The organism is Bradyrhizobium sp. 23 (assembly GCF_023073295.1).
Classification (GTDB): Bacteria; Pseudomonadota; Alphaproteobacteria; order Rhizobiales; family Xanthobacteraceae; genus Bradyrhizobium; species Bradyrhizobium canariense_D.
This window is the reverse complement of record NZ_JADPJF010000151.1, coordinates 418,847-434,096: the sequence shown is the minus strand read 5'-3', so window position 1 is coordinate 434,096 and position 15,250 is coordinate 418,847. Positions and strand designations below refer to the sequence as shown.

Sequence of the window (15,250 nt, the reverse complement as noted above, 5' to 3'; positions counted from 1 at the left end):
CAGGCGGTCGATCGGCTCGGAATGGATGGAATGCTCGCCTTGTGGCAGCCGGCGGCGTCGAACTGACCGGAACCGGGCGAGCCACAGAGGTTTTTCCCGTTCGGCGCGTGTAGGTCCAGCCCGCTTTTTCGGCATTTGTCACGTGTTTTCACGACGCTCAACCCTCATTTAGCGTCTTGACAGATCACGGTATTTTCACGGAAATGGTCGTCCGCACGCTCCCGGGTCCTATCTCTCGATGATCAAATCCGAACTTGTTCAGCGTATCGCCGAGCACAACCCGCATCTGTACCAGCGGGATGTCGAGAACATTGTGAATGCGATTCTCGAAGAGATCGTAGCGGCTCTCGCGCGCGGTGATCGCGTCGAGTTGCGCGGCTTCGGTGCCTTCTCGGTCAAGCATCGCCCTGCGCGCGCAGGGCGCAATCCGCGCACCGGCGCCCATGTGCCTGTCGATCAGAAGAGCGTTCCGTTCTTCAAGACCGGCAAGGAAATGCGCGAACGGCTGAATCGCGACCATCCGGATCCAGGCGCGCCAGACTGAGGTCCACCTCAGGGTTTCCCGCGGTCGCCAGTGATGCGGCCGCAACCTTGATTCAAGGCGAGCGAGCCGAGATGCGAAAATTCCTGAGCGCGCTGGTCGTGATTCCGCTGGGCCTGGTCCTGATGGTCTTTGCCGTCGCCAACCGGCATTTCGTCACGGTCTCGTTCGATCCCTTCGTTTCCAACGACCCGTCATTCTCGGCAACGCTGCCGCTGTTCCTGCTCCTGATCGTGGTGGCTGCGCTCGGGGTCCTCGTGGGCGGGTGTGCCGTCTGGTTCGGCCAGCGGCACTGGCGGCGTGCGGCGCGCCGGCATGACGCGGATGCCCGGGCCGCGCGAGGCGAGCTGGCTGATCTGCGGGCCCAGTCTGCCGCAGCAAGGCCTGAGTCCCAGCGCCTCCCCGTTCCCTCCGGTGTGGGGCTTTACGGGCCCGTCGGGCGAGACAAGCAGCGCGCGACGTTGTAGAAGCGGCCGCAACCGAAAAGCCCGTTTTCCGGCCGCGGACCCGCGGCCCTCCATTTGCTTTGAGCCCATATCCGTCGAGAACATGTCCTTGCTCGTCAAAATCTGCGGCCTGTCCACGCCCGAGACGCTCGAAACGGCGCTCGAGGCGGGTGCCGACATGGTGGGCTTTGTGTTCTTCCCGCCGTCGCCGCGGCATTTGTCGCTGGAAGCCGGCCGGGAGCTCGGCCGGCAGGTGAAGCGGCGCGCGCTCAAGGTCGCGCTCACCGTCGATGCCGACGATGCCACGCTCGACAACATCATGGACGCGCTGTCGCCGGACATTTTCCAGCTTCATGGCACGGAGAGCGTGGCCCGGCTGCGCGACATCAGGCAACGGGTCGGTCGTCCGGTGATGAAGGTCGTGCCGGTCGCAACGTCAGCGGATCTCGCCGTGCTGCCCGGTTACGCCGAGATAGCCGAACGCATCCTGTTCGATGCGCGCGCACCGAAGGACGCAACGCGGCCAGGCGGCCTCGGCGCACCATTCGATTGGCATCTGCTCGGAAACCTGGAGCTCGCGTTGCCGTATATGGTCTCGGGCGGCCTCAGCGCCGACAACGTCGCCGAAGCCGTTCGCGTCACCCGGGCCGGTGGCGTCGACGTCTCCTCCGGTGTCGAGAGCGCCCCGGGCGTGAAGGACCCCGAGATGATCAAGGCCTTCATTCGCGCCGCGCGCGCAAGCCAAGATGCAAGTCAAGAGTTGAGCGTCCGATGAATGTTGCAAAACCCAATTCCTATCGCAGCGGCCCCGACGAGCGCGGCCATTTCGGCATTTTCGGCGGACGCTTCGTTGCCGAAACCCTGATGCCGCTGATCCTCGATCTGGAGAAAGCCTACACCGAGGCCAAGGTCGACCCGGCCTTCCAGATCGAGATGAACGGCTATCTCAAGAATTATGTCGGCCGGCCCTCGCCGCTCTATTTCGCCGAGCGTCTGACCGAGCATCTGGGCGGCGCCAAGATCTACCTCAAGCGCGAAGAGCTCAACCACACCGGCTCGCACAAGGTGAACAACGTGCTCGGCCAGATCATGCTGGCGCGACGCATGGGCAAGAAGCGCATCATCGCCGAGACCGGCGCCGGCCAGCACGGTGTCGCCACCGCGACGCTGTGTGCGCGCTTCGGCCTGGAATGCATCGTCTATATGGGCGCCGTCGACGTCGAGCGGCAGCAGCCCAACGTCATCCGCATGGAGATGTTGGGCGCAACGGTCATTCCAGTGCAGTCGGGCACGCGCACGCTGAAGGATGCCATGAACGAGGCGCTGCGCGACTGGGTCACCAACGTGCACAACACCTTCTACTGCATCGGCACGGTCGCGGGTCCGCATCCCTATCCGACGCTGGTCCGCGACTTCCAGTCGATCATCGGCAACGAGACCAAGGTGCAGATGCAGGAGATCGAAGGCCGCCTGCCGGATTCGCTGGTCGCCTGTATCGGCGGCGGCTCCAACGCGATGGGCCTGTTTCATCCGTTCCTCGACGATTCCACCGTCGAGATCTTCGGCGTCGAAGCTGCGGGCCACGGGCTGACGCAACTGCATGCGGCGTCGATCGCGGGCGGTCGTCCCGGCGTGCTGCACGGCAACCGCACCTATCTCCTGATGGACGCCGACGGCCAGATCCAGGACGCGCATTCGATCTCCGCCGGGCTCGACTATCCCGGCATCGGCCCCGAGCACTCCTGGCTGCACGAGATCGGCCGCGTGAACTATCTCTCCGCGACCGACGACGAGGCCCTCGCAGCGTTCCAGTTGCTGTCAAAGCTGGAAGGCATCATCCCCGCGCTCGAGCCGGCACATGCCATCGCCAAAGTGATGGAGCTCGCGCCGAAGCGGACCAAAGATCACCTGATGGTCGTCAACCTCTCCGGCCGCGGCGACAAGGACGTCCCGCAGGTCGGCGACATCCTGAGGGGCAAGAGCAAGTGACCACGCGTATCGACACCCGTTTCGCCGAGCTGAAGAAAGCCGGCCGCTCGGCCTTCGTGACTTATGTGATGGCCGGCGATCCCGATCTCACGACGTCGCTCAATATCGTCAAGGCGTTGCCCAAGGCAGGCGCCGACGTGATCGAACTCGGTATTCCCTTCACCGATCCGATGGCGGATGGTCCCTCGATTCAGGCTGCCGGTCTGCGCGCGCTCAAGAACGGCATGACGTTGAAGAAGACGCTGGAACTGGTGCGTGATTTCCGCAAGGACGACAACGTCACGCCGCTGGTGCTGATGGGCTATTACAATCCGATCTACATCTACGGCGTCGACAAGTTTTTGGTTGATGCCAAGACGGCCGGGGTCGACGGCCTGATCATCGTCGATCTGCCACCCGAGGAAGACGAGGAGCTCTGCATTCCCGCGCTGAAGGCGGGCCTGAACTTCATTCGCCTGGCGACCCCGACCACCGACGACAAGCGCCTGCCCGCGGTGCTCGCGAACACGTCAGGCTTTGTCTACTATGTCTCTATCGCCGGCATCACCGGCGCAGCGGCGGCGGACGCCAATGCCGTTGGCGACGCGGTCGCGCGCATCAAGCGGCATACCAAGCTCCCGATATGCGTCGGTTTCGGCATCCGCACGCCGGAGGCGGCGCGCGCCATTGCCGAAAAGGCCAATGGCTCGGTAGTCGGCACCGCGCTGGTCGATGCGCTCAAGAACAGCCTCGATGCGGAAGGGCGCGCGACGGCCAAAACCGTCAACGCCGTCGCCGAGCTGACGGCGGCACTGGCCCAGGGCGTCAAGGGCGCGCAACAGGCGGCGGAATAGGCCTTAATTCCGCTGCCAAGTCCGACGAGCAAGGCGGACGATACGGCGGCTTGCCGGGCCGGGTCCCGGCCGCCATATATCCCTTCAGGTGGTCCCCAGGCGGGATCGCACATCGGAGCAAACCATGAACTGGCTTACCAATGTGGTCCGGCCGAAGATCCGCAACATGCTGCGGCGGGAGACGCCGGAGAATCTGTGGATCAAGTGCCCGGATTCCGGACAGCTCGTGTTCTACAAGGACGTCGAGGCCAACCAGTTCGTCATCCCCGGCTCGAACTATCATATGCGCATGAATGCGGTGGCGCGTCTGAAGTCGATTTTCGACAATGAGACCTGGTACGACGTCGCGCTGCCTGACGTCACGCCCGATCCGCTCAAGTTCCGTGACGAGAAGAAGTACGTCGATCGCATCAAGGATGCCCGCGCGCGGACCAATCTGAACGACGCGATCAAGGTCGGCTACGGCAAGCTCGAAGGTGCCGCCGTCGTCGTCGCGGTGCAGGATTTCGACTTCATGGGCGGCTCGCTCGGCATGGCCGCGGGCGAAGCCATCGTGCGCGGGCTCGAGCTCGCGGTCGAGAAGAAGTCACCCTTCATCGTGTTCGCCGCCAGTGGTGGCGCGCGCATGCAGGAAGGCATCTTGTCGCTGATGCAGATGCCGCGCACCACGGTCGCGGTGCAGATGCTGCGTGAAGCAAAACAGCCCTACATCGTCGTGCTGACCAACCCGACCACCGGCGGCGTCACTGCGTCCTATGCGATGCTCGGCGACGTGCAGATTGCCGAGCCCGGTGCGCTGATCGGTTTTGCCGGCGCGCGCGTGATCGAGCAGACCATCCGCGAAAAACTCCCCGAGGGGTTTCAGCGCGCCGAATACCTCAAGGAGCACGGCATGATCGACATGGTCGTGCATCGCCACGAATTGCGCCCGACCCTGGCGCGGCTCTGCCGACTGTTGACCAGGGCGCCGGCGCTTGAGACCGCGTCAAAGCCGGTGCAGCCGGTCGTCAGTCCGGCGCAGATTGTATCGGCTCCCGAAACGGCGCCGGCCGCGCCGCACGCGTGAACGCTTCCTCCGACCGCGCAAAGCCGCCGCTCGACGAATTGATCGGGCGGCTGTCGGCCCTGCACCAGAAACGCATCGATCTCGGGCTGGAGCGGATGCACCGCCTGTTCGAGCGGCTCGGTCATCCCGAGCGCAAGCTGCCGCCGGTGATCCACATCGCCGGTACCAACGGCAAGGGCTCGACGCTCGCTTATCTGCGCGCGACGCTGGAGGCAGCTAACCTGCGCGTCCACGCTTACACTTCACCCTATCTCGTTCGCATCAACGAATGCTTCCGGCTCGGCCGCGTCGGGGGCGGCGTGCTGGTCGGCGACGACGAGTTGCGCGCGGCACTGGAAGAGGTCGAGCGTGTCAATGCCGGCGAGCCGGCCACCGTGTTCGAGCTCAAGACGGCGGCTGCATTTCATCTGTTCGCGCGGAACCCGGCCGATGTGGTTCTGCTGGAGGTCGGCCTTGGCGGTCGGCTTGATTCAACCAATGTGGTTGACGCGCCGGCGGCCTGCGTGATCACGCCTGTCAGCATGGACCACATGGATTTCCTCGGTGACACCTTGACGTCGATCGCGGGCGAAAAGGCTGGGATCATCAAGCGTGGCGTGCCCGTGGTTTGCGCCGAGCAGCCGGCTGAGGCGATGGCCGTGATCGAGGCGCAGGCCAGGCGCATGCGCGCGCCGTTGTTTGCCGCGGGCGAGAGCTGGCATGTCAATGTCGAGAACGGGCGGCTGGTTTATTCCGATGAGCGCGGCTTGATGGATCTCACAGCGCCGCGCCTGTTCGGCCGGCACCAGTTCGACAATGCCGGTCTCGCCATCGCGACGTTGCGGGCCACCAACGCCTTCAAGATCAACCAGGCGGCGTTCGAGGCGGGGATCGTCGGTGCGGAATGGCCGGCGCGGATGCAGCGCATCGCTTCGGGCGAGCTGCTCGCTCTCGGCCCGCAGGGCTCGGAGATCTGGCTCGACGGCGGCCACAATGCGGAAGGCGGCCGCGTCGCGGCGGCCGCGCTCGGCGATCTCGAAGAGCGGGTGTCGCGGCCGCTGGTCGTGATCGTGGGCATGATGGCCAACAAGGACGCGAAAGGCTTTCTCGCCAATTTCGCCGGTCTGACCCGTCACATCATCGCAGTGCCGATTCCCGACACCGACAACGCGATGCCGGTCGACCGCCTTACGGATGCCGCCCGCAGCCTCGGCATGCGCGTCGAGCCCGCGCCCGGCGTGGAGGCCGCACTGCGCGCCTTGGCGAAGCTCGCCTACGAAGTGCCGCCGCGCATTCTGATCACCGGCTCGCTCTATCTCGCCGGCCACGTGCTCGCCATCAACGGCACGCCTCCTGTATAGTCTTCGCTCCATCCGAGCTACGGGAAGACCCATGCGTTTTGCCGCGATTGCCGACGTCCACGGAAATTACCTGGCGCTGGAAGCTGTGCTCGCCGACATCCGCGCGCAAGGCGTCTCCGAGATCGTCAATCTCGGCGACATGCTGAGCGGCCCGCTCGATGCGCGCCGGACCATCGAAATCCTGATGCAGCTCGATGCCGTGCACGTGCTCGGCAATCATGACCGCTATCTGCTCGACCGTCCGCCCGAGAAGATGGGCTCGTGGGATCGCCCGGCCCATGCCGCGCTCAATGCCGCGCAACTCGACTGGCTGCGCGCGCAGCCGATGACGCGCGTCTTTCGCGATCAGGTGTTCCTCTGCCACGCGACGCCCGACAATGACGAAGTCTATTGGCTCGATACCGTGCATCCCGACGGCGCGGTGGCGCTGTCGCCGCTCGATCGCATCGAGAAATTTGCGCAAGGCATCACGCAATCGCTGATCCTGTGCGCCCACACCCATCTCGCCCGTGCCGTGCGACTTCGCGACGGAAGGCTGATCGTCAATCCCGGCAGCGTGGGCGGCCCGGGCTTCCGTGACAAGCATCCGTTCCCGCATGTCGTCGAGGCCGGCACGCCGCACGCGCGCTATGCGATCCTTGAGCTAACCGATGGTGCCTGGCAGGTCACGTTCCGCCATGTGGTCTATGATCACGAGGCGATGGCCACGCTCGCTCGCCGCAACGGCCAGCCGGAGTTGGCGAACGCGCTGGCGACGGGATGGCTTGCCTAGCGGCTACGGCTACGGCTGTTTTAGCAGCTTCATCGGATCCACCGCCTTCTGCTTCAGCTGCTCGAAGCTGCATTGCCGCGGGGCCTTGTCGAGGCGCCAGCGCAGGATCGAGGTGCCGTGGCGAAAGCGGTCGCCGCTGAAATGGTCATAGCAGACCTCGATCACCAGCTTCGGCTTGAGCGGACACCACTTCGCCGAGCGCTCGGTGGACCAGCGGCTGGGGCCGCCCGGCGCGTTGCCGGTGAAGCCGGGCTCGCCGATCAATGCCTCAAGCCGATCGGTCAGGTCAGGCTTTTCCGCCGCTTTGATCGCCGAGGTGAAGCCGACATGGTGCAGGAGACCATCGTCATCGTAAAGCCCGAGCAGCAGCGAACCGACCACGCTCCGGCCGGCGATCTTGTTGGTCGCATAGCGGAAACCGCCGACCACGCAATCGGCGCTGCGGAATTTCTTGATCTTCTGCATGCCGTCGCGATTTCCCGCCTGGTAGGGCAGGTCGACGCGCTTGGCGATGACGCCGTCCGAGCCGCCGCCGGATTGCGCCAGCCACTTTTTCGCAAGGGCGTAGCTCGTCGTCGCCGGTGAGAGGCGGAAGATGCTGCTTTTCAGATTCGCCTTGGCAAACGCTTCCAGCGCCGGTCGCCGCTCCCTCAGCGGTTGCCCGGCAAGCTGCTTCTCCCTGGCCGTCGCAAGCAGATCGAAGGCGAGATAGAGCGCCGGCGTCTCCTCCGAGAGTTTCTTCACGCGGCTCGCCGCAGGGTGAATGCGTTGCAGCAGCGCGTCGAAGGAAAACCCCTTGCCGTGCGGCACGACGATCTCGCCGTCGAGGGTGAAGCGATCCGCCTTCAGCTTCAGCGCCGCGGCGACGATCTCGGGGAAATAACGCGCAAGGTCTTCACCGGATTTCGAGCGCAGATCAATGCTGCCGCCGTTGCGCGAGAGCAGGCAACGAAAGCCATCCCATTTCGGCTCGTATTGCCACTCCTTGCCGCGCGGGATCGCGTCGACCGAGCGCGCCTCCATCGCCACGAGGGGGTCCGACTTTCGCGCGCGTTTTGCGGGAGGAGGAGGCAACAGGCGGGACTCATCATACGCTGGACATGTCCCATCAACGCGAAACGGCCGACTTTCGCCGGCCGTTTCCAAAAATAATCTTGCGCGCGGCGGATCAGACCGCGGAAGTGATCCACTGCTGCAGCTTCGCCTTCGGCGCCGCGCCGACCTGGCGGGAGGCCATCTCGCCGCCCTTGAAGATCATCAGGGTCGGGATCGACATCACGCCATATTTCGACGCGGTCTTCGGGCTCTCGTCGACGTTGAGCTTCACGATCTTGACCTTGTCGCCCATCGCGCCGGCGATCTCGTCGAGCGCGGGTGCGATCATGCGGCAGGGGCCGCACCATTCGGCCCAGAAATCGACGACCACGGGGCCGTTTGCCTTGAGCACTTCGGCTTCGAAATCGGTGTCAGAAACCTTACCAACGGCCATGGGAGTACCTCGTACCTGAGAGAACGGCGCGACGGGAATCGCGCCAAGATCATGGCGTCAACCTATGAATGGCTCCTTGCCGGGTCAAGGACGCTCACACCGAGATGAAGAGATGCCAGCGCCGCGTCCAGCGCGGGAGCCGAAATCTCCATATATTCAAGGGCCTCGGTCCAAAGCAGGACGGCGCGGACAGGCTTTTGGGGATAAAGCCGCGATAGCACCGCCCGATAGAGCGCAAGCTGCCGGACATAGGCGGCGGGCGCCGCATCGGCGCTCCTGGGAGCCGCCTGATTGGTCTTGAAATCGACGATCAGGACCTCATCCGGCCGAACGACCAACCGGTCGATCTGCCCCGACACCAGCGCCCGGGCGTGGCCCGGCCGTTCCAGCCGGCCGACGATCGCGACCTCCGCCCGGCTGCCGGCCGCAAACACGGGCGCAAACCGTGGCTCGGCGATCAAGCCGAGCACCTTGTCGGCCAGCGCGGTCCGGTCGGCCTCCGCCCAATCCGCCGCGTTGCGCGCCATGAAGCCGAGCGCGGCCTCGCGTCGGCGCTCAGTGGCGATGTCGGGGAGCGATTGCAATAGCCGGTGCACCAGCGTGCCGCGTTGCAGCGCGAGCGCGCGGGACTGCACTGATTCGCCCGACTGCACGGCGCGGCCGTCCCCGGACGGCTGGCCGGAGGGGCGCACCGGATCGTCGTCGATGGTGTCGCGCGGTGCCGGCGTCCGCAGCCAGTCCGGGAGCGCGGTCGCCTGGTCCAACGAGGCCGCGGGCGTGCCCAGCGCCACGACATCCTCCGGTCGGGAGAAGCGCGTCGCCTTTCCCAGCGGCGTCTCGATCGTCTCTTTCGTCAGGCCCGAGCCGGCGAGCCCGGTGTCGACCAGATCGTACCAGCTCAGCTTGCGAACCGTCTTCATGTTGCCGGGCATGCAGCCGCCGACGATGAGCCGGTCGGCGGCGCGCGTCATCGCGACGTAGAGCAGGCGGCGATATTCGTCCTCGGTCTCCTCGAGCATCGCCTTGCGCGCCTCGACGACGGGTTTGGGATCATCCGCCTTGCGTCCGGCCCAGACCACCACCTCGCCGCCATTGCCGCGCGGGACATGGATCAGCCGCAGCCGCTGCGAATCCGCTGGCGACGATGTAGTGTCGACCATGAACACGACCGAGGCCTCCAGGCCCTTGGCGCCGTGCACGGTCATCACCCGCACCTCATCGCGGGAGATCTCCATGTCGCGCTTCACCTCGGTATCGGCCGAGCGCAGCCAGGCCATGAAACCCTGCAGCGAGGCGGGCGCCTTGCGCTCGTAGTTCAGCGCCAGCTCCAGGAACTCATCGAGCGCGTCATTGGCCTCATGACCGAGCCGGCGCAGCATGCGCGCGCGTCCGCCGTCTCCCCCGAGCAACCAGGCGTAAAAGGCGAACGGCGTCTCCTCGCGCGCCCGCGTTTCGCAGGCCTCGAGGCCTCGCAACGCCGCAGCGAATGTCTCGCTTGTCGTGGCATGCTCGCCAAGCGCGCGGCGCAGCGATCCCTTGCGGTCATGGGCCAGCTGGAACAGATCGTCGTCATCGAGCCCGAACAGCGGGCTCTTCAGCGCGACCGCGAGCGCGAGATCGTCCTGCGGCAGCAGCAGCGCATCGGCAAGGTTCATCAGGTCGATGATTCCGATGTGCTCGGTGAGCTTGAGCCGATCGGCGCCCGCGACCGGAACGTTGGCATGCTTCAGCGCCTGGATCACGGCATCGAACGCATTGCCGCGCCGGCGCACCAGGATCAGCATGTCGCCATAGCGCAAGGGACGCCGCTCGCCTTCGTGCCCGGTCAGCGTGCCGCTCTCGACCAGCCGCTTGATCTCGGTTTGGATCCGGCGCGCGAGCTTCACCTCGGGGCTGGTGGCGGCGACGCCGTCGAACGGCGCGCGCCAGCCCTCGATTTCCTGCCTGTCGTCGGCTTCCGCAAGGTCCCACAGCTCGATCACGCTGGGGCCGGCATCGCCGAGTGCATTGTGCAGGGGATGACCGGTCTCGAGCGAATGGATGCTCTTGTAGATCGCGGGCTCGCGGAAGACGTGGTCGACCGAATGCAGGATCGCGGCGCCGGAGCGGAACGAATAGGTGAAGGCGACCGGATCGAATTTCAGTCCGGCCGCCGTGAACTTGCGGTGCAGTTCGCGCCGGCGTGCATCGAATTCCCGGGGCTGGGCGCCCTGGAACGAGAAGATCGACTGCTTCTCGTCGCCGACAGCGAAGACGGTGCGGTTCAGGCCCTCGCGCGCACCTTCGCCGGCGGTGAACTCCGAGATGATGTGCGCGACGATGTCCCACTGCCGCGGACTTGTGTCCTGGGCTTCGTCGATCAGCACGTGATCGACGCCGCGGTCGAGCTTGTAATGCACCCAGCCCGAGGAAACGCGATCGAGCATCGCCAGCGTCTTGTCGATGAGGTCGTCATAGTCAAGCAGCCCGCGCTCCTGCTTCTCGCGGCGGTAGTTTGCGGCAGCCGCGGTCGCGATATGCAGCAGGGCCGCGGTGCGGTCGCGCATGGTCACCGCACGGCGCGTCTCGACCAATCCGGCGACGCGCTGCGCCTCGTTCTCGAACAGGCGGGCGACGGACGGGTTGTGATCGCAAAACTTCTTGGTCAGCACCGCCTTGCGCGGCAGCTTTTCGTCGGTGAGGAAAACGCTGAGATAGGCATCGACCTGCGCGGCGCCGGAAAAGACCTTTGCCTCGCGAAGCCGGCAGGCCTGGTCGTTGTCGGACTTGCTGCCGTCCTCCAGCGCAAAGGCGATCTCGTTCCAGCGCGATCGCGGCAGGAACGGACCGTCGACAATCTCCGTCTCGACGTCCTCGATGCGATCGTTCGCGTCCACCCCCAGCGCCGCTGCCATCTGCACGGCAGCCAGCTCCGCGCTGCCGGCTTCATCGGTCCAGGCCATGAAGTGATCGCGGCTCAGGCAAGCCTCGCGCACCACCTCCTTGAAGGTGACATCGGCGGCGCTCGCCATCGCGGTCAGCAGCGCGCGGCCGGTCACGCTGTCTGGGTCGCGCGCGGCCTCCAGCAGCACCTTCAGATTGGCGCGTTCCATCATGTCGGTCTGGTCGCGCTCGTCGATCACGGCGAAGCGCGCGGGGACATTGGCCTCGAACGGAAACTGCTGGAGCAAACGCGTGCACAGCGCGTGGATGGTCTGCACCTTGAGCCCGCCCGGCGTCTCCAGCGCACAGGCGAACAGCTTTCGTGCGTCGCGCCGCAATTTTGCAGTGGGATGCGGGATGCCGACCGCGCGGATCGCCGCATCGAGTGCCGTGTCGTCGAGCGTCACCCAATGCCCGAGCGTGGTGAACACGCGCTCGGCCATGTTGGCGGCAGCCGCCTTGGTGAAGGTAATGCAGAGGATCTTTTCCGGCGGCACGCCCGCGAGCAGCAGGCGGATCACGCGCTGCACCAGCACATGCGTCTTGCCCGAGCCGGCATTGGCCGACACGAAGGCCGACGCGGACGGGTCCGATGCGCGCGCTTGCCTGGCGCGCACCTCATCCGGGATGGGGCGCGGTGCCTTCACCATTCCTCGATCCCCAATCCACCGGCCGCGGACCATTCCTTGATCCGGGCGAGATCGTCATAGGCGCCGTAGCGATTGGTCCACATCGGCAGGTTCAACGAGGTATAGGGCTGGTTCTCGTCCTCGAAGGCGCGGATCAGCGCCTCGAGCTTGGCCCTGGCCTCGGCAGCCGCGGTGTCCGGCGGCTGCGGCTCGTCGCCCTGCTTGAACTTGAGTTCGAGAATGCGTTCTTCGCCCGGCGGATTGTTGCCGCTCAGGCGAACATAGACGAGCTGGCTCACGGACGCGCCGGCATCGATGTCGGGAAAACCACCCTCGCGCAGGATCGCGGCTTCCAGCGTGAGCTGCGGCGACAGGCCCATGCGGACCTGCTTGCCGGTCGGTGGCTGGCCGGTCTTGTAGTCGAGGATGGCGTAGCCGCCGCCCCGGCGCCGTTCGATGCGGTCGGCGCGCGCGGAGAGACGGAAGCTGCGCCCATGGTCGAGCGGGATCGAGATCTCGCCGCGAGTTTCCGCGGCGATCGCCTCGATCGCGTCGCGCCGCGCCGTCTCCCATTCGCCGAACCAGCGTGCGATGCGCTGGAAGCGCGGCCACCACAGCGCCCGCGCCTCGGGTCGCTCCATCAGCGGCTCAAAGTATTTTTCGCCGATCGCGCGCAGCACGCGCGCCGGATCGTCGGGCAGATCGGTGGCGTAGCGTTCCGTGAACTCTCCGAGCGCATCGTGGATCGCCGAGCCGCGGTCGGCGGCCGACAGCGGCATGTCGACGGGATCGAGCGCGTCGAGCCGCAAAATGTGTTTTGCGTAGATCGTATAGGGATCGCGCAGCCAGTCCTCGATCCCAGTCACAGACATCCTGAGCGGCCGGGTCGCGCGTGGCGGTCGCGGCTCGGGCTGCTTGATCGGCCTCACCTCGTCGGGCTGGTCCAGCGCGGCTGCGAACTGCACGTATTTCTCGCCCGCGCGAATCGCGGCCTTCCAGTGCGCATCGCCCGCGACCGCCTCCAACCGGTGCAGGAAGCGCGAGGCAACCGCCGGGGCACCGCCAGCCTTGGCGGAGTGGGTGAGGATGACCTCGTCGCCGCCCAGCAGTTGCGCAAAATCATGCGCGGAGAGGCCGATACGGCGTTCCGGCAGATCGAGGCCCAGCTGGTGCCGCATCGGCCGGCTCAGCCACGGATCGATGCGCGGCGCCGGTGGCCAGACCCCCTCGATCAGCCCGCCGACGATGATGCGGTCGGCCTGCATCAGGCGTGATTCCAGCGGTCCGTAGATCTGGAGCCGCGCGCCTGGCCTGTCCCGCCGCCGCACCGCGCGATCGCTGAACGCGGTCTGGAACACGTCTGCGTAGTCGGGCAGCGTGACCATCAGTCCGCTGGTCGTGCCGCCGCGCAGGAGATCGTCGAAGGCGCTCGCGAGCGCGAGGCCCTCGCGGTCCTCGAAGGCCACGGAAATGCCCTGCTCGTCGCGCGACAGCTCGATCATGATCTCGCGATGCCGATGCGCGAGTTCGGCGAAGTCATACGGTTTTGATGACGCAAGACTCTCGATCGGCGCCAAGGCTTGTCGTAAGGCATCGATCAGCGCCTGGATGCGATCGAGGTCTTCCGCCTTGAGACGTGCGCGCGGCTCGGCCTTATGCAGCGCGGAGACTTCGCTGCGCCACAGCTTGGCCAGCTCCTCGCGAAAGCGATTGAATTCGCGCAAGAGGCCGGCGGTGCCTGCAGGCGGGCGCGTGCCGCGCAACAAGGCGAGCTCCAGGCCTTCGATCGCAGCCTTCCATGCGCCAGGGGCCCGGCCGAGCCGGCATAGCGGATGCTTCAACATTGCGAGCAGCGTCGGCGGCTCCAGTCCCTTGGTCGCAGCCTCAGCTGTCAGTCGGGCAAAGACGCCGGCGGAGGTTTCCATCAGGACGTCGCCGCCGGAATCGTCGAATGCGAGATCCCACCGGGTCAGCGCGGCCATCACCCGCCGCGCCAGGGCGCGATCGGGCGTGACAAGTGCGGCGGATTTGTCGAGGTGCCGCGCCTCGCGCATCGCAATGGCGATGGCGAGCGCTTCCATTTCAGGGTTGGGAGCTTCGACAACCGCGAGGTTCTTCATACCGCCGGTGATCTTTAAGGCCACATCCGGCTGCTTCAACCGATCGTGCCAGATCTCGGTCTTGGCCGATGGCCGCATCGATTCGGAGGCGAGCAGATCGCGACCGCCTTCCGCCGGAGGCTTGAGGATATCGACGTCGCTGCGCTTGATGCCAAAGCGATCCAGCAGCGCGTGCATGGCATATTGCGGATGGTTCGAGACCGGATGCTCCGCGAACTTGCCGAGCGCATCGCGGACGCCGCCGATGCTGCGCCAGGCATCGTCATCGAGATCAGTGTCGAGGCCGGGCAGCACCACGGCGCCATGCGGCAGCGAAGCGACTGCGTGGAGAAATCTTGCCGTGGCCGGCATCGAGCCGGTCGAACCGGCCGCGATCACGGGGCCATGGCGATGCACGGTCAGCCGCCTGGCTTCGGCATTGATCAGGAGGTCGCGGCGGGCAGCGGGTTCGATGCGTTTGATTTCGGCGAGATGACCGGGCCAGGCGATGCGCGCGATGCGCAGGAATTCGAGCGAATGCTGCCAGTAGCGGTCGAGCATATCGGGCACGAGGCCATCGAGCGCGCTCCAGTCGACGCCGCGCGTGACCATGTCGTCGATCAGCCGCGCGAGATCGGACGCCAGTGCCAGCGTCGACGCGGGGCCGCCGACGACCAGCGGAGACAGCACCGGACCCTTGGCCCAGGCCGCGACGAGTTGCGCCAGTGTCAGCCGCCGTTCGAGCTCGCCGAGCCGCGGCGGAATGTCGAGCGGCGTTGCGCCGGAAAACTGTTCGCCCTCATCGGCGAAAGCGAGCTCATCCTCGTCGATGTCGCCGAGCGCGACGATCCGCGGCAGCACGACAGCCTCCGCCTTCATCTCGTCGAGGAAGATCTCGCGGACGACGCGCATGGCGCGCCGTGTCGGCAGGTACAGCGTGGCATCCGCCAGCCGTGCCGGCTCCTTGCGTGCCTCAAAGCCCTCGACCAGCCGGCCGTCGAGCAAGCCTGAGACGACGGTGCGCAGGAACGGAACTGAGATGGGAACGCTGAAAACGCGCATGAGCTGCCTGATTCGGGAATCAGGCGCCAATATAGGGAGGCGGAGTCAAATGGTCATGGGCG

12 protein-coding genes are annotated in these 15,250 nt (G+C 65.9%); 8 read left to right on the top strand and 4 right to left on the bottom strand.

Translation table 11 applies throughout. From position 1 onward, the window contains the following. The first annotated feature begins 238 nt into the window (after positions 1 to 238). From IVB32_RS39060 to IVB32_RS39025, 8 genes are all read left to right on the top strand, one after another. Entirely contained in the window at positions 239 to 544 is a 306-nt protein-coding gene (locus tag IVB32_RS39060; RefSeq protein WP_007598410.1) for an integration host factor subunit beta, read from the top strand. Positions 545 to 615: 71 nt separating this feature from the next. After that, positions 616 to 1,008, top strand: coding sequence for a lipopolysaccharide assembly protein LapA domain-containing protein (locus tag IVB32_RS39055; protein ID WP_204513028.1), 393 nt, complete (start codon positions 616 to 618; stop codon positions 1,006 to 1,008). A gap of 82 nt (positions 1,009 to 1,090) precedes the next feature. Further along, on the top strand, positions 1,091 to 1,762 hold the full coding sequence (locus IVB32_RS39050; protein WP_018455762.1) for a phosphoribosylanthranilate isomerase: 672 nt from the start codon (positions 1,091 to 1,093) through the stop codon (positions 1,760 to 1,762). Next, complete coding sequence (trpB, locus tag IVB32_RS39045) at positions 1,759 to 2,976, top strand: tryptophan synthase subunit beta (RefSeq protein ID WP_018455763.1); 1,218 nt, start codon at positions 1,759 to 1,761, stop codon at positions 2,974 to 2,976. The genes IVB32_RS39050 and trpB overlap by 4 nt, the downstream gene beginning before the upstream one ends. Beyond that, positions 2,973 to 3,809, top strand: a complete 837-nt coding sequence (trpA, locus tag IVB32_RS39040) for a tryptophan synthase subunit alpha (protein WP_018455764.1) — start codon at positions 2,973 to 2,975, stop codon at positions 3,807 to 3,809. Before trpB ends, trpA begins: the two co-directional genes overlap by 4 nt. Before the next feature lie 124 nt (positions 3,810 to 3,933). Then, positions 3,934 to 4,875, top strand: coding sequence for an acetyl-CoA carboxylase, carboxyltransferase subunit beta (accD, locus tag IVB32_RS39035; protein WP_018455765.1), 942 nt, complete (start codon positions 3,934 to 3,936; stop codon positions 4,873 to 4,875). Continuing rightward, positions 4,872 to 6,215, top strand: a complete 1,344-nt coding sequence (locus IVB32_RS39030; protein WP_204513029.1) for a folylpolyglutamate synthase/dihydrofolate synthase family protein — start codon at positions 4,872 to 4,874, stop codon at positions 6,213 to 6,215. The genes accD and IVB32_RS39030 overlap by 4 nt, the downstream gene beginning before the upstream one ends. 31 nt (positions 6,216 to 6,246) lie before the next feature. Continuing rightward, on the top strand, positions 6,247 to 6,987 hold the full coding sequence (locus IVB32_RS39025; protein WP_083926409.1) for a metallophosphoesterase family protein: 741 nt from the start codon (positions 6,247 to 6,249) through the stop codon (positions 6,985 to 6,987). Between the two features lie 9 nt (positions 6,988 to 6,996). Here the strand turns inward: IVB32_RS39025 and IVB32_RS39020 are convergent, their stop codons facing one another. The 4 genes from IVB32_RS39020 to addB form a co-directional block, all read right to left on the bottom strand. Beyond that, positions 6,997 to 8,010 carry an ATP-dependent DNA ligase gene (locus IVB32_RS39020; RefSeq protein ID WP_018455767.1) on the bottom strand — a complete coding sequence of 338 codons (1,014 nt, stop codon included), beginning with the start codon at positions 8,008 to 8,010 and terminating at the stop codon, positions 6,997 to 6,999. 145 nt (positions 8,011 to 8,155) lie between these two features. Continuing rightward, positions 8,156 to 8,476, bottom strand: a complete 321-nt coding sequence (trxA, locus tag IVB32_RS39015) for a thioredoxin (RefSeq protein WP_007598398.1) — start codon at positions 8,474 to 8,476, stop codon at positions 8,156 to 8,158. A 62-nt stretch (positions 8,477 to 8,538) separates the two neighbouring features. Continuing rightward, positions 8,539 to 12,048 (bottom strand): double-strand break repair helicase AddA, encoded by a 3,510-nt coding sequence (addA, locus tag IVB32_RS39010; RefSeq protein WP_018455768.1) that lies wholly within the window; start codon positions 12,046 to 12,048, stop codon positions 8,539 to 8,541. Then, entirely contained in the window at positions 12,042 to 15,188 is a 3,147-nt protein-coding gene (addB, locus tag IVB32_RS39005) for a double-strand break repair protein AddB (RefSeq protein ID WP_247295872.1), read from the bottom strand. The genes addA and addB overlap by 7 nt, the downstream gene beginning before the upstream one ends. Between the last annotated feature and the right edge of the window lie 62 nt (positions 15,189 to 15,250).